The 21,654-nt window shown below is 60.5% G+C and carries 20 protein-coding genes and 1 pseudogene; 12 read left to right on the forward strand and 9 right to left on the reverse strand.

Going from position 1 to position 21,654, the window contains the following annotated elements:
* Positions 1–122: 122 nt before the first annotated feature.
* The 3 genes from M0D65_RS19040 to M0D65_RS19050 are packed head-to-tail and all read left to right on the forward strand — an operon-like array spanning position 123 to position 1,932.
* Positions 123–713, forward strand: coding sequence for a hypothetical protein (locus tag M0D65_RS19040; protein WP_266254064.1), 591 nt, complete (start codon positions 123–125; stop codon positions 711–713).
* Entirely contained in the window at positions 710–1,099 is a 390-nt protein-coding gene (locus tag M0D65_RS19045) for a hypothetical protein (RefSeq protein ID WP_266254065.1), read from the forward strand. The genes M0D65_RS19040 and M0D65_RS19045 overlap by 4 nt, the downstream gene beginning before the upstream one ends.
* Positions 1,096–1,932: an ImmA/IrrE family metallo-endopeptidase gene (locus M0D65_RS19050; RefSeq protein WP_266254066.1), complete on the forward strand. Its 837-nt coding sequence runs from the start codon at positions 1,096–1,098 to the stop codon at positions 1,930–1,932. The genes M0D65_RS19045 and M0D65_RS19050 overlap by 4 nt, the downstream gene beginning before the upstream one ends.
* A 259-nt stretch (positions 1,933–2,191) precedes the next feature.
* Here M0D65_RS19050 and M0D65_RS19055 read toward each other — a convergent pair whose 3' ends face one another.
* From M0D65_RS19055 to M0D65_RS19065, 3 genes are all read right to left on the reverse strand, one after another.
* A complete protein-coding gene (locus M0D65_RS19055) occupies positions 2,192–3,775 on the reverse strand; it encodes a tyrosine-type recombinase/integrase (protein WP_266254067.1) in 1,584 nt (527 codons plus the stop codon).
* On the reverse strand, positions 3,772–4,749 hold the full coding sequence (locus M0D65_RS19060; protein WP_266254068.1) for a DNA-binding protein: 978 nt from the start codon (positions 4,747–4,749) through the stop codon (positions 3,772–3,774). Before M0D65_RS19060 ends, M0D65_RS19055 begins: the two co-directional genes overlap by 4 nt.
* 452 nt (positions 4,750–5,201) lie before the next feature.
* Positions 5,202–6,227 (reverse strand): hypothetical protein, encoded by a 1,026-nt coding sequence (locus M0D65_RS19065; protein ID WP_266254069.1) that lies wholly within the window; start codon positions 6,225–6,227, stop codon positions 5,202–5,204.
* Between the two features lie 681 nt (positions 6,228–6,908).
* Between M0D65_RS19065 and M0D65_RS19070 the strand changes: the two genes are divergently transcribed.
* A complete protein-coding gene (locus tag M0D65_RS19070) occupies positions 6,909–7,679 on the forward strand; it encodes a hypothetical protein (RefSeq protein ID WP_266254070.1) in 771 nt (256 codons plus the stop codon).
* 57 nt (positions 7,680–7,736) lie between these two features.
* Here M0D65_RS19070 and M0D65_RS19075 read toward each other — a convergent pair whose 3' ends face one another.
* The 5 genes and pseudogenes from M0D65_RS19075 to M0D65_RS19095 form a co-directional block, all read right to left on the reverse strand.
* Positions 7,737–8,372, reverse strand: a complete 636-nt coding sequence (locus M0D65_RS19075) for a hypothetical protein (protein ID WP_266254071.1) — start codon at positions 8,370–8,372, stop codon at positions 7,737–7,739.
* Positions 8,373–8,515: 143 nt separating this feature from the next.
* Positions 8,516–9,271 (reverse strand): annotated as a pseudogene (locus M0D65_RS19080) (IS66 family transposase); the annotation flags it as partial.
* 49 nt (positions 9,272–9,320) lie between these two features.
* The gene (locus M0D65_RS19085) at positions 9,321–10,430 is read right to left on the reverse strand and encodes a type IV toxin-antitoxin system AbiEi family antitoxin (protein WP_266254072.1); all 1,110 of its coding nucleotides are present in this window, start codon (positions 10,428–10,430) and stop codon (positions 9,321–9,323) included.
* A 232-nt stretch (positions 10,431–10,662) separates the two neighbouring features.
* Complete coding sequence (locus tag M0D65_RS19090; RefSeq protein WP_266254073.1) at positions 10,663–11,226, reverse strand: hypothetical protein; 564 nt, start codon at positions 11,224–11,226, stop codon at positions 10,663–10,665.
* A gap of 272 nt (positions 11,227–11,498) precedes the next feature.
* Positions 11,499–11,960, reverse strand: a complete 462-nt coding sequence (locus tag M0D65_RS19095; protein ID WP_266254074.1) for a hypothetical protein — start codon at positions 11,958–11,960, stop codon at positions 11,499–11,501.
* A gap of 240 nt (positions 11,961–12,200) precedes the next feature.
* Here M0D65_RS19095 and M0D65_RS19100 point away from each other — a divergent pair, with 240 nt between their 5' ends.
* Positions 12,201–12,494: a helix-turn-helix domain-containing protein gene (locus M0D65_RS19100; protein WP_266254075.1), complete on the forward strand. Its 294-nt coding sequence runs from the start codon at positions 12,201–12,203 to the stop codon at positions 12,492–12,494.
* A 747-nt stretch (positions 12,495–13,241) separates the two neighbouring features.
* Here the strand turns inward: M0D65_RS19100 and M0D65_RS19105 are convergent.
* A complete protein-coding gene (locus tag M0D65_RS19105) occupies positions 13,242–14,204 on the reverse strand; it encodes a LysR family transcriptional regulator (protein ID WP_266254076.1) in 963 nt (320 codons plus the stop codon).
* Between the two features lie 389 nt (positions 14,205–14,593).
* Here M0D65_RS19105 and M0D65_RS19110 point away from each other — a divergent pair, with 389 nt between their 5' ends.
* From M0D65_RS19110 to M0D65_RS19140, 7 genes are all read left to right on the forward strand, one after another.
* Positions 14,594–16,099: a 4-hydroxyphenylacetate 3-hydroxylase family protein gene (locus tag M0D65_RS19110; protein ID WP_266254077.1), complete on the forward strand. Its 1,506-nt coding sequence runs from the start codon at positions 14,594–14,596 to the stop codon at positions 16,097–16,099.
* 21 nt (positions 16,100–16,120) lie between these two features.
* Entirely contained in the window at positions 16,121–16,648 is a 528-nt protein-coding gene (locus M0D65_RS19115; RefSeq protein ID WP_266254078.1) for a flavin reductase family protein, read from the forward strand.
* Between the two features lie 306 nt (positions 16,649–16,954).
* Entirely contained in the window at positions 16,955–18,529 is a 1,575-nt protein-coding gene (locus M0D65_RS19120; RefSeq protein WP_266254079.1) for an acetolactate synthase large subunit, read from the forward strand.
* 51 nt (positions 18,530–18,580) lie between these two features.
* Positions 18,581–19,393 carry an SDR family NAD(P)-dependent oxidoreductase gene (locus M0D65_RS19125; protein ID WP_266254080.1) on the forward strand — a complete coding sequence of 271 codons (813 nt, stop codon included), beginning with the start codon at positions 18,581–18,583 and terminating at the stop codon, positions 19,391–19,393.
* An 18-nt stretch (positions 19,394–19,411) separates the two neighbouring features.
* Positions 19,412–20,449, forward strand: coding sequence for a sialidase family protein (locus M0D65_RS19130; protein ID WP_266254081.1), 1,038 nt, complete (start codon positions 19,412–19,414; stop codon positions 20,447–20,449).
* 15 nt (positions 20,450–20,464) lie between these two features.
* On the forward strand, positions 20,465–20,980 hold the full coding sequence (locus M0D65_RS19135) for a VOC family protein (protein WP_266254082.1): 516 nt from the start codon (positions 20,465–20,467) through the stop codon (positions 20,978–20,980).
* 53 nt (positions 20,981–21,033) lie between these two features.
* The gene (locus M0D65_RS19140; RefSeq protein ID WP_266254083.1) at positions 21,034–21,639 is read left to right on the forward strand and encodes an amino acid synthesis family protein; all 606 of its coding nucleotides are present in this window, start codon (positions 21,034–21,036) and stop codon (positions 21,637–21,639) included.
* Positions 21,640–21,654: the final 15 nt, after the last annotated feature.

Raw genomic sequence — 21,654 nt, forward strand, 5'->3', positions numbered from 1 at the left:
GTCGCCCATACCTAGTAAGACTCTCCAGAACGGCCTCGCGGACGTCTTAACAAAAATTTTCTTCGGCAGCGTCCGTAGAACGCGCTTGGGGAGTCTTTACCAATAAGGGGAGTTCGGGAGCTATGAGTGAAGCCCTCGAAACTGACGACCGCCTGAGTCTGGTGGAGGTCAGGCAGGAACTGGAGAAAATGTCGCCAGCCGATTGGCTTCGTGTCGAGTGGATGGCCCGGCAGGCGTTCTCCGGGCTCGGTGCCGCATCTCATGAAGACCTGCTTCAGGAGGCCTGCGCCAAGCTACTGGGTGGGGAGCGCGTGTGGCGTCGCGGCTACGCTGCGGTTCCGGTAATCGCGTTCGTCCTGGACAGCATGGCTAGCAACGCACGCAAACGCGATGCGAATGGGCCAATTGACGGAGATACCATTGTGGAGAGCAACGACGTCATGGAAGCGACCGACTTGCTCGTTCGAAACGTGGAGCCGGTTCAGACGCTAACCCCCGATATTGCGGCGTCCGATGCTGAGCAGGCTGCTCGCGTCGAGGACCTTCTCGCTGACGATGCAGAGGCAGCCCTGGTCGCGTGGGAGTGGGCCGCTGGTAGATGCGGTACTGAAGCCGCTGCAGCACTACAAATGGACAAGAAACAATACGATGCCGCCCGTAAGCGGCTGGTGAGAAAGCTCAAACTCATGGAAGACGAAAGGAGGAACGGATGAGCGCATCGCGCAAGCCCCAGCTCTCGTCGAGTTTTCTCGATTCGTATATGCACGAGCTGATGTCAATGTCCGATGAGGAAATCCTCGAAGGGCAAGATATAGACGCAGTGAAATTACGTGCGGCCAACCGCATTGAAGAAGCAGGTCGGGATGCGGGGCGCAAACGACTGGCCGCAGCGAAAGCGCGTCGCCAGACGCAAGAGGATCCGGTAGCCTCGCCGTCCTCGGTATCGCTGGACGAAATAAAGGCTTACCTGCTCGCCGCCGCGAATGACGGTGACGTTACCCTCGCTGCTCGCCAGCTGAGCGAAATGTCGGAAGCTGACACCCGGAGACTCTATGCTCAGCTCAAGCAGCTTCGAGAAGGCCAGGGGGACAACAAATGACACCCGGCCAGCGCGCCGAGGCACTCATTTTCGGGTTTGGTATCTCATCTCCGTCGGAGCTTGACGTTGAAGCTATTGCGTGTGACGCGGGAATGGACGTTCGGTACGAACAGCTTGACGGCTGCGAGGCAACACTCGTGGGGGTCAAAAGTCAGGCAATCGCGACCATCAGGCCGTCAGGGAATCGCGGACGCGAGCGATTTTCGGTTGCGCATGAACTCGGGCACTGGAATCTCCACCGCGGAAAATCCTTCCGCTGTCGCGTCGATGATCAAAGTGAAAACCTGGCGTCGGACGTGAAGCTGGAGAAGGAAGCGGACAGCTACGCCGCCCATCTGCTAATGCCACGCTATTTGTTTGACCCGGCGATTCGGTCGGGGCCGAGACTTCCGACGTTCAAACAGATCGGGGAAGTCGCGCAGGCGTTCGAGGTAAGCGTCGCGGCTGCCATTATCCGCATGGCAGAGGTTGACTCCTTACCGGTAATCGTCGCCTGCTATGACGCGCGTGGCATTCGCTGGCGCGCAGTTGCACCCCATGTTCCCCGGCGATGGCGCCTGGTTCAGAAACTTGACGAAGCCAGCTTTGCCTTTGACATCGTAAGTGGCAGCAATATTCAGCAGTCGTCGGGAAAGCAATCGGCTGACGCATGGTTCACAAACGATGATGCCGAGAACTATGAGATTCACGAACACGCGATACCCGGGCGTGCCGGCGAAGTGCTGGTGATGCTTTACCTGAGCGACATTGAGATGTTTGATGCGCCCTTCGAATCGCACAAGCGCGAAAGTCGCTTTGACGGTGGTTGGGATTCTGGGCGGCGCACGCGTTGAGTAGTTAAACTCACCTTGAAGGACCTCGGTGCGCCTATACCCGGCGGTACTCGGGCTATCTCGTTTTCCATGGTCGATCTCGTCGCGCTTGAGTCACTCCAGCTGCGTCGGTGGCATACACCCGATATAGCATCGCGCTGAAGGTGCTCAGGTCGCGAACCAAAGGTGTCAAACGCCGCATGTTCGCCAGTAAGTGCGGTTGATACCCCATAGCCAGGATCCTGCTACAGGGGCAATTGCAGATCGCCACGCGTACCCTTCAGTCTTCCGGCCCGGGAAAACTCCCCTCCACAAAGGCGCGGGTCTGCGTGAGATCCGTTTTCGCGTACGCGGCCGTCGTCTGCACTGATGCGTGGCCGAGCAGCTGCTGCGCGACCGGCAGCGGCACGGCGTGGTCGATCACCAGCGTGCGTGCGTAGCCGTGCCTGAGCCAGTGCGTCGATGCGGCGCGCAGCAGGGTGAGTGTCGCACCGTCACCGGGCGCAACGTGATCTTCCGCCGCATGGAAGACCGCCTTGACCTGGTCGTACAGCCCGCTCGTGCCGAGCGCCTCGCGCCGCTCGCTGTGAATGACGGGCAGCCGTTCAAACGGAGCGGGGGTGGCCGGCAGTCCACGGGCAAGCCGGTACGCGCGTAGCGGCGGCACGCAGACAGCGGGCAGCGGAATCGCGCGCAACCGGCGACCCTTGCCGCACACGTGCAGGGTCCAGTGATCGCCGGCGTCCACCTCCAGTCGCGGCAGTCCCAGCGGTTCCGACCACACCAGTTCGGCGAGCCGCACACCCGCGTACCGGTACAGCGACCAGATCGCGCACCGGCGGGCCCATACCAGCGGCTCGATGCCGGCCGGCGTGGCGCCGGCGATGACCGCGTCACACAGCGCGACCACGCTGGACGGGATGATGCGGTTGGGCGTCCAGGCCACGCGGGCGATGCCACCCGCGGGGAGGTCGGCGGCCGGATTCGCGCTCAGGTAGCCGGTCCTGAGCCAGTAGCGAAAAAGGCTCGATACGACGGCGAGTGCGCGCGATGGCGTCGCCGCTGACCGCGGGTGCGGCGTCGCCGGGCGACCGGGGTGAGCCCGGTGACGGGTACCGGGGAGCGCCGGTTCGTCCATGGCGCGGCCGTACCCGGGCCCGCGCTCGAGCGCACGGCGGTAGGCGAGCAGGTCGTGACGCGTGAGGTCCGACAGGGGCCCGAGTTGCTGGTGCGCGCACCAGGCAATCAGGCGCCGCAGGTCGGCCAGATACGCGCGCAGCGTGTGCGGCGAGCGGCTGGCGCGATCGCGCAGGAAGAGGACGATCGCCTGGGCATCGTCGACGACACCGAGGGTGTTCGTGACCGGAGACGGGTTGACGAAGCGGCCCGCCCGCGCGAGCCATCTTCCGGTGGGAGGGAGCGGACGGGTGACGCCGGCGGTGACGGCGAGCGGTGGTTCGAGCACGGCCAGCCAGACCGCCGTGGCGGCACCTGTCGCTTCGTTCGTCGCCAGCCCCCGCGCGTTCCCGTCGGTGATCCGGTGAAAACGGCGCCGGTGCTGGTGCAGCGTGCGTTCCAGTATGGCCTCGGGCGAGGGCGCATGGTCTGCCGCGACAATGCGCCGGCGTCCGCGATCCCAGTATTCGACGGCCGCCTCGTGCTCGAGCAGCAGCGCGAACACGGTGGGGTGTTCCCGTTTCGCGTCGGCGAGTGACGGGCAGCCACGTTTCAGGCGCGACAGCGTCCAGCGGATGTAGACCGGGTGGCCGGTTGTACCGGCGAGGTAGTCGAGCGCCGCATCGATGGAATCCGGCAGCGGCTGCGGCGGCGACGCGGCAATGTCGATCCAGTGGGCCGGATTCATCGCGTTTTTCTCCGGGCCGAAGCGGTTGTCGCAGCGGGGGATGCCGCCGCCGTCGGTGCCAGCGCGCGCCTGCGGGGGCGTCCTGGCGTCGCGACCGCCGCGGGCACATGTCCGCTGGTCTGCGCCGCCTGCAGCAGCGCCTGCTGCCCGGCGATAACGGTTGTCAGGGCGGCGGCTTCGCCGGCGGCATGCTGGTGCGCGTTGCGCGCCCCGGCGAGTTCGGCCAGCAGGTGGTCGCGTAACCCCTCGAGTGCACTGATCCGCTCCTGGGCCTGCGTGATCTGGCCGGTCAGCCGCTCGCGCTCGACCTGCAGCGCATGTCGCTGGTGTTCGGTCTCCTGCAGCAGTTGCCGCGACAGACCTTCGTAACGGGTGTGGATCGCGGCGATCGCGGCCGCGTGACCGTCGTTGACCGTGCTGAGCCGGGCGTTCGCGGAGGCGAGCGCGGTACGCAGGTCCGCGGCCGCCCTGTCCGCTTCCGCCATCCTTCCGGCGGCCGTGCGCAGCTCCGTGCGCACGGTCGCGAGCCCGGTATCGCGTACCGAGATCTGCGCACGCAGGTCAGCCAGCTCTACCTGCAGCAGTTCGACCCGCAGGCCGGCGTCGCGCTCCGCCATTGCGGCCGCCCCGGCGGCCCCGGCTGCTGCGGCCTTCATCTGTACCACCTCGTCGAGCTGGAAAGTCACGGCCGTCTGCCAAAGCGCGCGCATCTGTTCCGCAACCGCGTCGGGCAGTCCGGGAATCGCGACCTGGGCGAGACCGGCGTGTACCACTTCCGCCTCAATCAGGTTCAGCGTGCGCGAGAGCATCGTCGGGTCGCCGGCGCCCAGGCGCGCGCGCAGCTTGCGCACTGACACCACCTTGCGGAAGCGCTCGCGGGTGGGCGCGCGGTCGGCCTCGACGTCGGCCTCGGCCAGCATGGCGAGCACGGCGGTGCGGATCTGCTCGGGGGAGACGGCGGCGGGACGGGGCATGGCGGCACTCCAGCGCACCCTGGGATCACGCTGGGTGCAGGCGGGAAGTTCCAGCATAGATTACGCACAGGCCGCACGCCAGAAAGCCGCTTTTATACGGGAAATGGAAAGGCTGACGGCGATAAACACTATTATCGCGGCAAACCGGCCATATCGCGCGAAGGCCCGCCTGTGCTGCGCTGGCCGGCGGTCACGGGCATCCGGGTACCCGCGGGCGGGCACCCGACGCAGGAACGGGCCGGCCACCCGGCAGGCGAAACGGGCGTGCGTTATCCGGCAACGGGGCGCGTGACACGACAGGGATCTGTCGCCGGCCTGACCGCGGCGCAGTCAGGCCCCCAGGGCAGGTGGCGGCCGGCGTACCGGCGGAGGTAGCGGCCCGGTGCCACGAGGCACCCTCCACGCGGCTTGAGGCAAGCGCCGTGACCTGGATTACCCCCTGGTGAGGGGCGTCAGAGGGCGCACTTTCTGGGGAGTTCGAATTTCACCCCGCCCGACTGACGGGTGGCCAGAACATAATTCTCGTCACCCAGTGGCGCCTGCCGGTAACCGGAAGCCGTCCTGCATTCCGTACCGGGATACATGTCGAATGCATAGATCGAATTCCCGATGGTCCGCTCGATCTGCGGGCCGAACCGGTTCAGGACGAGAAAGAAGACCCGCGGCGCCACTGACGCGAGCGTGGAGTAAAAAAACAGCTGGAAGACCAGGGTTGCAACGGTGTAGCGATGTCCGCTTTTTTCAAGGTTCAGCCCCAGGAACCACTTCATGAAACGGGGCGCCTGCTTCATGACACCGGACAGGTAGATAACCAGTGGAACCGCAACAATGGAAACCGGAATGAAAACCGCCCCGACCGTCATGGCAAGGACGGGAATCGCCAGAATGGCCAGGAATGACAAGGTGTGCGGGAAGGTCGAGGGTGGGACATGCGTCAGTTCGCCGATAAACCAGCCGGCAAAACTGAATGCAAGATTGGAGCCGATGGCAAACGCAACGGCGATCAACCCCTTGCCAATCAGGGCGCCTGACAGGGTGACGTAGATGCGGTAAACATCCTTTCCGGCAACCCACAGGCAGTATGCGAAGAAGAGAATGCCCAGTTGCGGAAACAGTGTCCGGGCATCCAGCAGATAGGTGTAGCCGAGAAACGGGATGCAGAGCACCACATTGACATACAGCTGCTGGTGAGGATCGAGGCTTTTGTACCAGGTCAGCACCCTGTCCCGAAGTCCGGTCAACGTGGAGCTGCTAGGATTGAATATCTGAAAGGTCCTGATGGAGAACGCGACGACCAGGAGAATCAGGCTGGTAACGGCATAGACGACGCGCCAGGTGGTGGGTATCAGAAGCAGCATCACGCCGAGCAGGACGAGGCAGGTGGCTGCCCGCCTGAACAGGTCGCGGAAATTTTCGCGCGAGGATTTCGATTGACTGGCTGCGCGCGCTGATGCCGCAGCCGTTCTCCGGTTTTGCATGAGTTTTCCTTACTGAAATGAATTTTCCGCCGGTTGCAGCACAACCGGCGTGCTTCAATATCGGCAAAAAACAGCTCGTCTTGAATTCTTCTTTATCCTGCGAGCGGTGTGCGATTTAAGACGGTCGAAAGACGCAGGCAGGGTAAGCGTTGCTCCAGCACCGTCTGTTCATCAAAAACCATGGACGGCAATCTGATTCCTACCAAAATATGGTAGGAACTAGAAGAAATGGCCATCAAGGCGCGGGGGCATGCATACGCTTGAGCCAATAGAGAGTTGGCGTCAATCTCACTGCCTGTGTGTGCGACAAGAGCGGCTACGGCGCGCAACGCCGACGTATGCATCTAACGCAGCAAGGCGATTATGCTGGGGTAAAGTCGCGCTCACCACCATTACTCTTGCCACGATGAAAGCTCCCAAAGTACTCATACAGGCTGCCGAGAATGCGATCCGGACCTGCCGCGCGATTCCAGGCAACGTCTTGGGGAACGGTGAAGTCCCTGAAGTAGCGAGGCTCGTGTAAACCCGCCAGATCTCCTCGTGCAGGAGTGGCGCCCGTATCTAACGGGCGGCGAGCTCGATATCATCGGCGTATTTGCCCACAGGACACCACTGACGAGGTGGAGGGATCCTCCCAAAACCGGCCCACTCAAAAAGCCTGAGTTATGCGATCTAATAATTGTGCTTGATCTGGAGAAGTCCACCACCGATCGCAAACGATTCGCGCTGATTCTCCAAGCCAAAGTGGCCGACGAAACGAGTGCCAGCGGTCAATTTACGCTCAGTACCCAGGAGGAGGCGACACAGCGCCAGTTTTATGTGCGCCAACCCGACTTTACGTTGACAAAGCCAAAGCCGTACCCCAGTGACTTCAACATCCGTCCGTCGGTCGCTGGTCAATGTCCGGGAATGCGTTACGCATGCGTGAATGTCAATGCGGTGGTCCCGTCGTCGGGATGGTGGATTGAAGACAAGCAGCCCGTAGCCACCTTGGTTACACCATCGGCCTCTCCAACTTACACGGGTACCTTCAACGCCAATGTGCCTTTGGGCGAGGCCCTCCATGGCATGGTGACAGGGTTGCGCGGCGCGTTGCTCAAGCCCGACGGTGAATGGAAGCGGCTTATCAAGACTGTGGAGCAAGCCGCGCACGATCGCACCGCCAGAGGGCAGGGGCCCTCGGGTGTTCACGCAACAGCAAGTGGCACTGTTCGGGCCAACGTCGCCGCCGCGTCGCTTTTCCTGACGAACGCGAACGAGTTCTTCGACTCCAAGGCGACGATGGGTTTTCAGGGAAACTGGAAAAAGTTGGGCGGCGCTACTAAGTCGTCGCCCCCGAGCGAGAGGCCGCCCTTGGAATCTGTCGAGCCGCAAGGTTCGGGATTCTTTACATCCGCCTTATTAACCCGGAGTGGCGAGACGACGGGTAAGCTTGGACTCGGACCACGTTGACGGCGGCGGTTAGGTCAGCGTAGATAGACGCTGTTCCTGGCAGGCGTAGGCCGGCCATCAGGCAACATACCCGCCAAGCCTGCGATGCGCGGCTCCGACAACCTCATCACGGTGATCGAGTACATCCCTGGGTGCAACAGGTCGACCCTCACGGCCTCTGAGGTCGGCAATCCATCCGTTCGGAAAATGGAACCACGCTGCTATCTTCCAGCTGTCCTCGACGGGACCGAGTGCCTCGAGGACATCCCGAATGACCTGGAGCGGTTGACACATCGCATCGAACTGGTAACCCGCGAAGTATTCCTTGCCATTGAACGTCACACCGAAGATGCGACCCCTGCGTTTCCAGTCACTTGCGGGCTGCGCCTTGTTGGTGGGTGGGGTCACCTGCAGCGCGTTAATCTGCTCGGCTGTAAGCCAGTCACCTCGGGCAAAAACCTCGCGCATCGTCTTCTGGCGCCGGATGCGCTCCTCAATCAACGGTGCCGACGGTGCCTCCAAACCTGAAAAGGCACGCGCGATCGCATCAGCTCGCCCCAAAATCCTGGACTCCCAGTTGGGTTGAGCCAGAACGATTGTCAGAAACTCTTCCAGGAACCGCTTCAGGGATGAGGCAATCGCTAGATCCGTTCCCCGTGGGAGAGACAGATTCAACACGATGTCCGTGTTCGAATCATCGGGGAGCTTGACCATCGTTATCTCCCAAAATTTGCGACTATGTCAGCAATATATAGCATGTTGGCACGGCCTCAATTTTGAGGAGCAGCCGGACGGATAATCGGTAAGCAGTGGATCAGTACCGTCGTGGATTTTGTTGACGGCGCAGGCGCCGACGGCTAACGAATCGGGTTGACGCGAGCAGACGCAGGCAGCAGAGGTGCGACGTTCCCGGGCAGCAGTTCGTCGACGCGGTTGGTCGGATGATCTGCGATGCGCTCGATGACGTGGTGCAGATAGGCTTCGGGATCGATACCGTTCAGGCGAGCTGAGCCGATCAGGCTATACATGGCGGCGGCACGTTCACCGCCGGAGTCGGCGCCGGCGAATAAAAAATTCCGACGACCAATTGCGACACCACGTAGTGCGCGCTCAGCCTGCAGGTTGTCGATCTCGGCCCGACCATCGCTGCAGTAATAGACGAGCGCGGGCCAGCGATTCAGCGCGTACTGGATCGCTTTGGTGGTGTCAGATTTCGAGGAGAGTGTGAGCTGCGTCGTCTCGAACCACTGCTTCATGTCCGCAAGCAGCGGCACCGCCTGCGCCTGGCGCACGCGTCGGCGTTCCTCCGGTGGCTTGCCGCGAATGTGTTCCTCAATACGATAGAGTGCACCGATGCGCTCCAATGCTTCGGTTGTGATCGACGACGGCCGGACAGCGTGCAGATCGTGCAGTTTTCGACGCGCGTGCGCCATACATGCAGCTTCCCGAATCCGGCCGCTTCGGTACAGCTCTGCGTAGCCGGCGAACGCATCCGCCTGCAGCACGCCAGCGAAGTCAGCGAGGTGTTGTTGAGGATGTTCGCCACGGCGATCTGGCGTGTAGGCAAACCAGACCGCTGGCGCTTCGGTTGAGCCGCTGGGCCGTTTATCTTGAGCAAGGGTTTTTGTGCTTCATGTCATCACCTGCCTGTAAAGGACAGGCTTATAGCTCCAGTTTTTCAAGAACGTGTTGTGCCAGCTCCCTGTTTCTTCCACGCCCATCGAGCAGGTCCAGATAGAGGATAAAAGGACTGGCGAACCAGGACGTGTCATCGGGGTGTCTGTCGCGAAACAGCAGGCTCGCACCTTCCCGCTCGACCAGGGTGACGTTCGCCCCCTTCTCGGCCCGCGTCAGTTTCAGTGCGTCCGTGAACTGATCGATGTGTCCCGGCGGGATGATGAGCTCAGCGGTGTCAACGGCCGTCAGCAACGGCGCCCAGGCATTTGCCGCCGCGGTACCGGTAAATGCCCAGCCGGACTCGACCTTGCCTTTTTCGATTCGTGCTGACAGCTCCGCGAGCATCCGGCCGGGATAATCGATGAATGTGTACCAGCGGCTGCGTTGTGCTTTACGCCTCGTCCACCGTTCCGCCCAGGCGTCCAGCAATTGCCGTGGCCCGGTCAGGTGTCTTCTGAGGGTGGGGCCGGCCCCGCTGGACTCGCACCATTCGCGCCGCTCCAGTTCCTGCATCACCACTGAGCACGTGTAGGGTGATGTCTGGGACATCAGGGCGAGTTCGCTGCCTGTCAGCCACGATTGCCGGTGTACGAGCAACGCGTGAACAACCCTTTCGCGTGAGCCGGTGAACAGTTCCGTAGTGTGTCTTCCTGACGAAACGGGTTCCGGGCACTGTATGTTGATCAGCCAGTTACGCCAGCGCAGGTTGAGATTGCCATTGAACTCGAAATAGCCGATCCCTCGCCGGCGTAGCAGGTCCCTGGCACCGGGGCTGAGCAACCCGGCGGCGACCAGCGTGATCAGGCGCTCCGGGTCGCCAGACAGCCTGTATTCGTCCAGTTTCCATATGGTTTCGCGGATGTCCCGCGGGTAGGCGTGACGAAGCGTTTCGACGGCAATGTTCACAGATTCGTTACCGACGGAAAGCGTCAGCAGGAGATCAAGCCAGAGTCCATTCCCGATCGGACACCTGGCCTGTCGGGATGTGATCTGTCCGCCAGTGGTGTTGACCAGAAGGGCGCACAGCCTGTCTGCGACCTCAGTCTCGTAGGCGAGCCGTGCGCTGCCTTGTTGACCCGGAGTGGTTTTTTTCACAGCGTCTAGTGAAGCAGGGTAGATTCGCGGGGCAGCAAATGCTGAAAAGTTCCGTGCATGTTAGCGAATATCGCCAGATTAGCTGGGCAGCAAATCATCAAAAAGTCAGTCGTAGTGATGCTCCGCGGCGCCGGCATCCGGTGGCGCCGCCTAAGCCTTCGTATTGCGGAGCCGCGTTTGAGACCGCGTTGACGTTGCGCGGGCTCTGGGTGACCCCAATCGTCCAGCACTGTTATCCCGTGAATCCGGCCTGCAGCGATTCGATGTATCTGAGCAGGTCCGTAGTCCGACCTTCAGCCATCAGCTCCTGGGCCGTCTTGCCGGAAAAGACCGCAAGACCATTGTTGTGAAACCAGTCGATGGCTGTTTGCGTATTGCCTGAGAGGGCAATTGCCGCACTCAATACGCGACGTAGTTCTTCAAGATAGTCATCGAGCAAGGTTTGATCGCGGTTGTGGCCCGGCGAAGGTGCTGTCATGCTCATCGCATCGATAGGCGCGGGAGCGCCTGCGTGCTGGACTATGCCCTTGAGAGCGCTTGCGGGCAACGATCGCGCGATCGGCAGGATGTCGGGTTCGGCAATCCTCAGCCATTTACCAAGGGTATCGCGCGCACAGTTCTGGCAGAGATCGATACTGACTGTCGCTCCGTTGCCGAAAGGCGAAGCGGGACCCTCATGCCAGTCAATCGACAGCTTCCCGTCCCATCCAGGCTCACCGAGCTGGATCCGCAATCCGCAACGATCACACCGGCACGCCCACGCCTCCAGTTCCAGCTTTTCCCGGTATTCGAGCATTATTTACTCCCCGACCTGTGATGCCGGAATGCCATCAGGTTCCAGCACGCGATGCGATCTAGCCTCTCTCCGCACCGGATTTCTTTCAAACCTGCTAGCCGTGTAATGGCATCTGCACGAGCACGCGACAACGACGTGCCCACTGAGCTCCTTTGCAGATTCTCGGGACGCAGCACCGGGTTGAGGTCCTGAGGTCACACGCGGGCATCCAACCTTGGTGATACAGGGGCAGTCAGAAAGGACATCGGTGGACTCGATGTCGCCTGAAAGCATCAGGTATCCCGATCACCAGCAGCAACGGCAGTCCCAAAGATCCGCTCGTTTACCAGTTCTGGAGGCGATGCGAGAGAGCGTCTCATTTGCGTACATGGTCTTAACTCACTATGGTTGGTCAGATACCATCTCCAGGGTTCGTCGCCCGCGTTTGTCTCGCGTTCCCGCCAGATGCCGGCAACCTGATGCAGGTGTAGACCGGCACCGTCGGCGGCACAATCCAGTACGTAGACGAGGAAGTCATCCTGCTCGCCTTCAGATACTGCCTCGAGCAATGCATCGGCACCGGCCAGTAGCCGTCCGGTTGGCAAGAAGGTATCCCCGCGCCGATTGGGCGATGCGATCACAAGGAAGTTCGTCGTTTCGTCTGTCCAGCCCACGCAGTCCCATGCCTGGTAGGGGGGCACGAGCCGCCGCTTTGATGCGCTACGCTCGGCCCAGGCCTCATCTGTCACTAACATCCATATTCTCCTTGAGGTAACCAACCTCCCGTCGACCTGCTACCGCGTTATCCCCTATCGTCGGTTCCCGCGGACAAACGGTGCCTGCAAAGAGATATCTTCGGTGCATGTCCCCGGCAGTTGTATCCGGTACAGCTACGGATCGCATGGGAGATCGTCTAGGGTAACAAATGAACACTATAGATTGTAGTTCTTTAGTGGTCGAAATGAGTACATCAAGTCCTTTATGGGAGGACTTGCATGCGCTCCGGGGCCGAGTTTGGCAACGCACTAAAACGACTTCGCGAAATTGCGGATGTCACGCAGGAAGATTTTGGACTGGTCTCCAGTCGAACATACGTAAGCACGATTGAACGGGGCATGAAATCGCCCACACTTGGAAAGATCGAGCAATTGGCAGGCGTGCTGGGTGTTCACCCACTTACGCTGCTGACAGTTGCCTACATGGATCGTTTCACTCTGAAGGACGTCGACCGGGTGACTAATGTCCTACGCAGGCAGCTACGGGAAACTCTCAAAGAAAAGAAGCGGTAACCGCGGTGCGTGATCATGTCAGGTCTATGGTTACTGGCTCGACGATTTTCATGTAAAAGATGCAGTGGTTACAGTCGAGAACCTGCGATTTGCTTTGATCATGGGGAGCAACTTGCCGGATCTTCCAGAGCGGCATGTCCTCGCAGCGCAACCGACTGCCTTGTCCGAGAGGAAATCGCCGGCGGCAGGCCACTTAAGCCGGATCTCACAGACGAGAAGCGAAGCGGGACCAGAAATTTGATTCTCGTGTGCGGCTATATCGCTCAATGGCGATTACCCAGTACCAGGACTATGCAGCGGACTTGTCGAAGCAGCGAAAGCGAAAACCGCGACGGACCTTTACCGCGTACCGTGAAAGTCATGTCAATATCGACTCAATGCTAGCCGGATTTGCGGATGACAATGGAGGGCGCGGCGATCACGTCCCCCAACCATTTTTATGCCATCCGCAGAGCTTCCTTCGTGGAGGGAGTCGCGATGAATCCGGAGCCTCCGAAATCAACTTTAACAAGCCACCGACATTGGCCCTCTCAAGTGACAGGAAAATCGCTACATCTGATAAGTCGAGTTATTAGATATACCGATTTTTGTCGATTGGCGCCTAGATAGTGACCTGCGCGCGCAGAGGAACACGGGCTTGGTTCCTCTGCCGTGCGCGACCTGATTCAACAACGTGCTTTCCGCGTAGCAGTTCGATGAACGGCTACTTCTTAAATGCAGCCCGGAATCAGGACAGTCCTCGCGCAATCACGCGCCCTCAATGAACTCCAATGTGCTAGCCGGCGGCGTCTTGCTCGCGCGTTCGGCGCCAAGCCATTTGCCACTCGCCACCATCTCGTCCACCAATTGAAAGAGCAGCCGCTGCCCCTCCTGAACCGCCTGCGAGTGCGAGCGAGCCGAGTTCTCACACAGTGCCCACGTCATATACATGCCTCGAATCGGACTCCATGAGACTTCCGATTCGAGACGAGGGTTTCCGCTGATGGCGCAGCATGGAGTGACGGTGTCGGACACTCCCTGACGAGCAAGCTGAATAGACAGAGACATGGCGTCAATTTCGAAGGCGCTCGTGAATTCAAAACCTTTCCTCGACAGGGTGTTCTCGATCTGTGTGCGAACGACGTTCGGCTTGCCAGGTAATGCGAGCCTCAGGTTGTGCATATGGGACAAGGGCACCGGCTTGTCAGGTCTCAGCCCGGATTCCTTCTTCGAGACGAGAACGAGGGGCTCGCGAATAAGCGGTGTATGGACGTAGCCGTTGGGAGGAGAACCTTCAAACGGGACAATGGCGAGATCGAGCATCCCTGCATGCATCATTTCCCTGAGCTCATGGCTTGCCCCTTCGTGCACACGCAACGACACACCGGGATATTGCCTGACGAGACGTTCGACGTAATTCGAGGTGAACATGTACTGCCATGAGGGCGGCGCCCCGACGGACAGTTGCCCGGCTGCGCGGTCGCCCACCTGTTCGACCAGCCACGCGAGTTGCCGAAGAACCGGGCGTGCCCGCTCCCGCAGCAGGGTGCCCGATTCAGTTAGCTGGACGCCATCCTGAGTTCGGGTGAAGAGTTTGGCACGAAGCTGATGCTCCAGCAGCGCGATATGCCGGGACAGGCTCGGCTGTGAGAGGCGAAGGTCGGTTGCTGCCTTGTTGATGCTTCCAAGCTCGGCAACTCGAAGGAAATACTCGATCAGCCGCGAGTCCATGGCCACGTCTCCGTCATGCATCAATTGATTAACCGGTGTGCCGAGCATCCGTAAATTGATGATATCTCACAACGCGAACTGAGCTTCTTCTGAAGTGCGCGCTGGCACCCGAAACCTGCTCCCGGTCTGCTTCTCTTCCGGTTACGCCAGAATCGCGGAAATCCTTTACCAGCGGTCGATATCGGTCATGCCGGCAATCCAGAAGGAGCGCTTCAGAAGTTGGGCTTAAAGGGTTATCGCGGATATTTATAAGTTGCATAGCCTGTATAGAAACACCGCATTACCTGAATAGCGGGTGCATAGCTACTATCACATCACGCACCGCAGCCTGGAGTCTCCAACCAGAGGACATCTTCGTGCTGGCGGCCGGGTTTTTCAGGAGATAAATCGTGGGTATCAGAACAGGCAAGCAGTTCATCGAAGGTCTGAAAAGCCGTCCGCGCGACGTATGGGTACGTGGTGAACGGGTCGAGGACGTAACGACCCATCCGGCGTTCCGGGCGGCTGTCGAGCAGCTCGCTGCGCTGTACGACACGCAACATGCCCCGGAACTGCAAGACAGGCTGACTTACGTCGTGCCTGAAACCGGCGAGCGCGCCGGTCTTGCGTTCATGCCGGCGAAGTCCGCAGCGGATCTGCGCAGGCGGCGCGAAGCCTATCGCATCTGGGCAGAGACGAACTTCGGTTTGATGGGCCGTTCGCCGGACTTCCTGAATGTCACGCTTCTGGCGTTTTGGGAGGCACGCCATGATTTCGCGAGAGGCGGCCAGAAATACGCAGATAACATCGTGAAGTACTACGAGTACATCCGCGACAACGACCTGTTTCTGAGCCACGCGCTCATCACGCCGCAGAACGACCGCTCGAAGCAGTCGTCTGAACAGGCGGGCATGCACCTGCGCGTCGTGAAGGAAACCGACGACGGCATCTACGTCAGCGGGGCAAGAATGATTGCGACGCTGGGGCCAGTGTCAGACGAATTGATCATGTACAACCTGCCGCAGTTCAAGGCGGGTGATGAAGACCACGCGATAGTTTTTGCCGTACCGACGGATGTCGCGGGTCTGCGCCAGATTTCCCGCGACCCCTACCACGTCGAAGGGCATGAGAGCTACGACCATCCGCTGTCGACCCGTTTCGAAGAAAACGACTCACTGCTCATCTTCCACGACGTATTCGTGCCGTGGGAGCGTGTCTTTTGCTACCGTCAGGTCGAACTGTCGAACCAGTTGCACACGCATACCACCGTGCGTAACCACACCGCGCATCAGACGAACACGCGCGCGCTTGTCAAAATGCAATTCTCGGTGGGTGTGGCTATCGCGGTTGCGAAATCTATCAAGGCGGATCAGTTCCTTCACGTGCAGCAGATGCTGGGTGAGCTGCTCGGCTATGTCGAACAGGTAAAGAGCGCGCTCGTGCGGTCCGAGTATGAATCGGAGCTCACCGAGGTCGGTACAGTGCGCCCGTCGCTCGCTCCGCTGCAGGCGATTCGGGCGATGCTCTCGACCGCCTATCCACGCGTCATCGAAGTGCTGCAGACCATTGGTGCCGGTGGCCTCATGCTCATGCCGAGCGCTGCCGATTTCCGCGCTCCTGAACTATCCGACGACCTCGCGCTGTACTACCAGGGGGCAGGCGGCATGCCGTCCATCGAGCGCGTGAAGCTGTTCAAACTTGCATGGGACCTGGCCGGCGAAGCATTCGGTCAGCGCCTCGTGCAGTACGAGCGCTACTACGCAGGAGATCCGGTTCGCAATCTCGCGCTGAACTACTTGAGCAATCGCGATCCGGATATGCAGCGTCTGGTCGATAAGGCACTTGAGCTTGCAGGAGATCCTGGCGGCATTGTGCCGGTCGCGGAACAGTCGACAGCGGACTTGTCGCAAAAGTGAGTTCGGGACGAGGAAGGAATCATGACTGATACCAATCGACCCTCTGATGCACGCGCGCGGGACGCAGATCCGGCTGGCGTGGTGTTTCGCCACGCGCTGGGTCATTTTGCCACCGGCATTACTGTGATTTCGACGGTGGACGCACAGGGGACGCCGTACGGTGCGACCGTCAGTTCATTTGCCTCGCTTTCACTGGACCCACCGCTCATTCAGTGGAGCCTGACGACGACCTCGTATTCGTATCCCATCTTTAGTCAGGCGAAACACTTCGCGGTCAATATCCTCGCCTCCGATCAGGAGGACGTCTCGCGTATTTTCAGCAAACCGGTTGACCGGTTCGCGCAGATCGAGTCGCTTGTCGGGCTTGAGGGATTGCCGCTCGTGGCAGGGTGCGTTGGCTGGATCGAATGCGGCGTCGAACGGGAAATCGAAGCCGGTGACCACACGATTTTTGTGGGTCGGGTGATGCGAGCGCGCATCGCCAACAAATCACCGCTGATTCACTGGCGCGGTTGCTATCACTCACTCGAAGCTGACGCCGTGTCCTAGACCCGCATCCATGCAGGTAGTTCCGCGCAGTTCTCCTATCCCCGATCGCGTGATGGTGCTTTCGTCGGGGATGTGAGAAATCCCAAATTTAGGAATGTTTGATCAATCACGGTGTCATGGGCCGAGGTGATGGGATTGGCGCGTCCTCATGTGCAACTGAAATTCATCGAATTACCCGGCAAAGAGAGATTTCAGACCACGCCGATCATTCGATTGTGTCGTGAATTCTTACATCGCTAAGTTTTGACAAATCCCGAATTAAGGGATTATAGTAATATCAACCCAAATAGATGGTCGCGTTGTCACATGGAAATCTCACAGATTGGTCTTGAACAACAGAACGGTGCCTGTGTCGTGCTCAAGACGGCCCGTGACGCAGGCGTTACCGTTTGTTTTGCCAATCCCGGCACCACGGAAATGCCTTTCGTCGGCGCACTCGACAGGGTGTCCGGCGTGCGTCCGATCCTGGGTCTTTTCGAGGGCGTATGCACCGGGGCCGCTGATGGCTACGGGCGTATGGCAAGCAAACCCGCCATGACGTTGCTTCATCTCGGCCCGGGTCATGCCAACGGCATCGCGAATCTGCATAACGCGCGGCGCGCACGCACACCCATCCTGAACATCGTGGGCGATCACATGCGCGCGCATCTCAAGTACGACGCACCGCTCACATCCGATATCGAGTCTCTCGCACGTCCGGTGTCGGTCTGGTACCGCAGCGTGGCAACCGAGGCTGACCTGGCGCGCGACACGAACGATGCCATTGCCGCCGCAATGAGCGCGCAGCGTGGCGTCGCGACGCTGGTGCTACCGGTTGACCTGCAATCGGTAACGATGGATGTGCCGACGCCGACCATCAGCCCCCGAATCACCTCGCCCTCGTTCGATATGGCACGTGTTGTCGAGGTCGCTGAACTGCTGGGCACGAGGACACCGGTGGTCTTGCTGATGGGTGGCCAGGCCCTTTCGGAGCGAGGCCAGCGGGCTGCCGCCCGCATTGCAGCCGCTACAGGTTCGATGTGCTTCAGTGAGACGTTTCCGGCTCGCACTGAGCGCGGCGGTGGCCTGCCCGACATTGACCGCCTGCCGTACTTCCCGGAACCGGCCCGCGAAGCACTCGCCGGGCGCAAGGTCGTACTTGCCGGTGCGCTCGCTCCTGTCACGTATTTTGGCTATGAAGGCATTCCCGGCGAACTCGCGCTGCCGGAAGACATCATGACGCTGGCGTTACCAGGCGAAGCTGCCGATCGGGCGCTCGAATCGTTAGCCGAGTACATCGGTGCAACGCAGGATGTGGGTGGCGTAGAGATCGAACGTTGGGCAGTCGCCGACGGACCACTCACGCCGCAGGCGGTAGGGCGAATTCTGTCGAACGCCTTGCCTGAAAATGCAATTGTCTCCGTCGAAGGAGGCACGTGCGGCTATCCGTTCGTCACGGCGTCGGCACGCGGACGCCGCCACACGATTCTGACCAATACCGGTGGTGCGATTGGCCAGGGTCTGCCGGTTGCACTGGGGGCTGCCGTCGCGTGCCCGGATCGGCGCGTGTTTGCCCTGCAATCCGACGGTAGCGCGCAATACACGATCCAGTCTTTGTGGACCATGGCCCGCGAGCGTTTGCCCATCGTCATGTTGATCGCTTCAAACAGGCGCTATGGAATTCTGCAAACCGAACTGGCGCGTAGCGGACTACCAACCGATGCGCCCAACTCGCGTCGTCTCACGCTGCTGGACGATCCCGCCATCGACTGGCTGGCGCTCTCGCAAGGCTACGGCGTAATGGCAGAGCGCGTGAGTAAGACACAGGCGCTTGCGAAGGCACTTGAGGCTGCACTGGCCCGTACCGATGGGCCGTGTCTGATCGAGATGTGCCTGCCGTGAATCACGATCCTGACGCTACCTCTGTTGTCTCCTGACTCTCACATTCGACCTATGGATCTGCAACTCAAAGGAAAGGCCGCTTTCGTCACGGGCGGCAGCATGGGCATCGGCAAGGCAGTTGCGCTTGAGCTGGCTCGTGAAGGTGTGCATGTCGCCATCGCTGCGCGACGGATGGAGCATCTCGAAGCGGCCGCTAGCGAAATTCGCGATGCACTTGCACCGCTGGGCGACGCCGCAGGCTCGATCTTGCCCGTAAGCGTGGACACGACCAGCATGGCTTCAATCGAGGCGGCGATGGCCGCCACGGTCGAGCGCTTCGGTCGTCTGGACATCCTGCTCAACGGTGCGGCGCATCCCGGTGGCCTGGTCCGCGCCGAGCTCGAAAATGCCGACCCACAGGGCCTGCTGCAGGACATCGACATCAAGGTGGTCGGCTACCTGCGATGTGCCAAGGTCGCCGCCCCCTACATGCGTCATCACGGCTTCGGACGGATCATCAACGTCGGTGGGTTAACCGGTCGCGGTAGCAAGCAGCTTTCCGGCATGCGCAATGTTGCCATCGTGCACATGACCAAGACGCTGTCAGACCAGCTCGGTCCTCACGGCATCACGGTGAATACGATCCACCCAGGCGTGGTCGAGACGCCGCATATCCACGAGCTCTACGAAAACGAAGCGCAGAAGCAGGGGCTGACGGCCGGACAGGTCGAGGCCAACTACGTGAAGGTCACGCCTATAGGGCGCGTGCTGCAGCCGGAGGAAATGGGCTGGATCGTGGCGTTTCTCGCCTCACCGAGGTCGGCGTCGATCACGGGCGAATCCATTGGCTGTGATGGCGGTCTGACGCGCGGCATTTTCCTCTGAGACAAGGAGTATTCGTCCATGACGTCAACTGTACTGGTCGCAACCGCGGGGCAGGGCATCCTGCGCTCCAATGACGACGGCAAGACCTGGCATCGCCTCGGGCTCGACGAGCCGATCGAATTCGACGGTATCGTGCGCGCACTCGCCGTGGATCCCGCCACATCATCGCGGATCTACGCGGGTGCCGATTCGGGACTGTGCATCAGCGATGACGGTGGTGCGCACTGGCATCGCCCCAGCAACATCCTGAACGACCAGACGGTATGGTCGATCGCAATCGATCCGAACAACCCATCGGTACTCTATGCAGGCACCGGAGCGCCTTCACGCGCGGCGATTTTCAAATCGGTCGATGCGGGGCAGACGTGGATCATGGCGGCACCGGTACTCCCGGAATTCTGTTCGGGTGTTCACCGCCCCCGTCTGCTGACGATCTGTGTCGATCCCGAGGACAGCAACAACGTCTGGTATGGCGTGGAGGAGGGCGGTGCATGGCGCAGCCGGGATGCCGGGGCAAACTGGACGCGCATCGACGGCCCGGATTCGGCAATTCGCAACAGTGATATCCACGCCATTCTCGTGTTGCCCGCTACGGCCGCCAAGCCAAAGACGACACTTGTGCTGACCGTGAACGCCGTGTACGTGAGTGAAGACGACGGTTTGACATGGGACGGCAGGCTCTCCAGGGAGCGTTTCGACGGGCTGTACTACACCCGCACCGCGACGCAGGTGCCGCGTCCCGACGGCGATCTGCTGATGGCGATCGGTGACGGAACGCCCGGTAGTCGCACCCGCATCTATCGCTCCGCGAACCGTGGCTACGAATGGGGCGAGATGGTGTTGGCTACGCCGCCGAACTCGACCTTCTGGGCGTTCGGGGTGAATGCAGCGCAGCCGGACCTCGTTTATGCCGGCACCAAGTACGGCCACCTGTTCTGCTCGCGCGATGGCGGTCGGCATTGGGCGAAGGAATGGCGTGATTTCAGTGAAATCACCGCAGTGGCGTGGACGCCGTTCGAGGCCCCGCTCGTCGCCCACGCTCAATCGACGCATTGACCGGGGAGCTAAACGATGACTCCAGCAGAAATACAGCAGCGCGCCGATCGGGCCAACGCGAACGGCTTGCCGCTGCTCGCGCCGCGTGTGCGACGCACCCATCTTTCGCTGTTTGTACGCGATCCGGATCTTTCAGGTCGCTGGTATGCCGACGTCCTTGGCATGATCGAAACCGCACGCGACGAGCCATGGGTATTCATGTCGTTCGGCAAGAAGCATCACGACATCGCACTCATTCGCGCAGTGTCCGACGCGGAGCTCGGCACTATCGGTTTGCAGCACTACGGCCTTGAGATCGAAGGTGACCTTACCGAGCTCCGGCGCCTCTACGGCATGTTGATCCGGCGCAACGTGTCTGTCGTCAAGATCACCGACCACAAGGTCGGTATCGGTGTGTACTTTACCGACCCTGACGGCAATCGCCTGGAATTCTTTTGCGAGACCGTCAAGGATGACGAAGAGGGCAAGCGGGTGCTGAACCAGTACCACGCACCCAGTAGCCCGACGCAACTGGATCCGCTATTCGAGTGAGTTCTACCCGACTCGTCACGCCAGGCCATCGCATAACTTGTGGAGCATGACTCATGAGCAGGAAAGCAAATTTCGAGGGTTATCACATTCGTAAGTGGTATACGCAGATCGAAGACTCGCTGGCAAATGAAACCGGCGAGCTGGCAGACGGCGAGCCACTGCGCAAGATCGTGATCGCCGCCGCGTTGCATAACCCGTACGCCGGTCGATTCAGTGAGACCCTCGACGATCTGGTGCGTCCGTCGCCGGCTTTGGGCGCGGAGTTCGCCCGTCGTATCAGGGAACTGGCCGGAGACAGGAAGATCGAGAGCTATGGCAAGGCGTGCCTGGTCGGTTCTGCTGGCGAGTACGAGCACGGCAACGCGTTTCTGACGTCGATCTTTGCGGAGCCGATTCGCGAGGCACTGGGCGGTGGCAAGTCATGGGTGCCGTCCAGTGGCAAGCGGGGTCCGGTTAACACCGTGATCGACGTGCCGCTGGCCCATAAGGATGCACTCTATGTACGTTCACACTACGACACGGTTACCTGTCTGTTTCCGGACGCACCCAATGCGGATGAGGTCGTGGTGATCTTTGCTTTCGCAACCCGTGGTCGCCTGCATGCGCGGCTGGGCGGTCTGAAGGCCAGTGAGATCGTTGGCAAGGATGGTCTGGTCTGATTGTGCAGGTTGCGT

The sequence above is a fragment of the Paraburkholderia sp. CHISQ3 genome, assembly GCF_030464945.1.
Classification (GTDB): Bacteria; Pseudomonadota; Gammaproteobacteria; order Burkholderiales; family Burkholderiaceae; genus Paraburkholderia; species Paraburkholderia megapolitana.

Bases quoted from the DNA above. Each gene is read 5' to 3' on its own strand.
- M0D65_RS19040 (WP_266254064.1), top strand. From the start codon at position 123: ATGAGTGAAGCCCTCGAAACTGACGACCGCCTGAGTCTGGTGGAGGTC.
- M0D65_RS19045 (WP_266254065.1), top strand. From the start codon at position 710: ATGAGCGCATCGCGCAAGCCCCAGCTCTCGTCGAGTTTTCTCGATTCG.
- M0D65_RS19050 (WP_266254066.1), top strand. From the start codon at position 1,096: ATGACACCCGGCCAGCGCGCCGAGGCACTCATTTTCGGGTTTGGTATC.
- M0D65_RS19055 (WP_266254067.1), bottom strand. From the start codon at position 3,775: ATGAATCCGGCCCACTGGATCGACATTGCCGCGTCGCCGCCGCAGCCG.
- M0D65_RS19060 (WP_266254068.1), bottom strand. From the start codon at position 4,749: ATGCCCCGTCCCGCCGCCGTCTCCCCCGAGCAGATCCGCACCGCCGTG.
- M0D65_RS19065 (WP_266254069.1), bottom strand. From the start codon at position 6,227: ATGCAAAACCGGAGAACGGCTGCGGCATCAGCGCGCGCAGCCAGTCAA.
- M0D65_RS19075 (WP_266254071.1), bottom strand. From the start codon at position 8,372: ATGGTCAAGCTCCCCGATGATTCGAACACGGACATCGTGTTGAATCTG.
- M0D65_RS19090 (WP_266254073.1), bottom strand. From the start codon at position 11,226: ATGCTCGAATACCGGGAAAAGCTGGAACTGGAGGCGTGGGCGTGCCGG.
- M0D65_RS19095 (WP_266254074.1), bottom strand. From the start codon at position 11,960: ATGTTAGTGACAGATGAGGCCTGGGCCGAGCGTAGCGCATCAAAGCGG.
- M0D65_RS19100 (WP_266254075.1), top strand. From the start codon at position 12,201: ATGCGCTCCGGGGCCGAGTTTGGCAACGCACTAAAACGACTTCGCGAA.
- M0D65_RS19105 (WP_266254076.1), bottom strand. From the start codon at position 14,204: ATGGACTCGCGGCTGATCGAGTATTTCCTTCGAGTTGCCGAGCTTGGA.
- M0D65_RS19115 (WP_266254078.1), top strand. From the start codon at position 16,121: ATGACTGATACCAATCGACCCTCTGATGCACGCGCGCGGGACGCAGAT.
- M0D65_RS19120 (WP_266254079.1), top strand. From the start codon at position 16,955: ATGGAAATCTCACAGATTGGTCTTGAACAACAGAACGGTGCCTGTGTC.
- M0D65_RS19125 (WP_266254080.1), top strand. From the start codon at position 18,581: ATGGATCTGCAACTCAAAGGAAAGGCCGCTTTCGTCACGGGCGGCAGC.
- M0D65_RS19130 (WP_266254081.1), top strand. From the start codon at position 19,412: ATGACGTCAACTGTACTGGTCGCAACCGCGGGGCAGGGCATCCTGCGC.
- M0D65_RS19135 (WP_266254082.1), top strand. From the start codon at position 20,465: ATGACTCCAGCAGAAATACAGCAGCGCGCCGATCGGGCCAACGCGAAC.
- M0D65_RS19140 (WP_266254083.1), top strand. From the start codon at position 21,034: ATGAGCAGGAAAGCAAATTTCGAGGGTTATCACATTCGTAAGTGGTAT.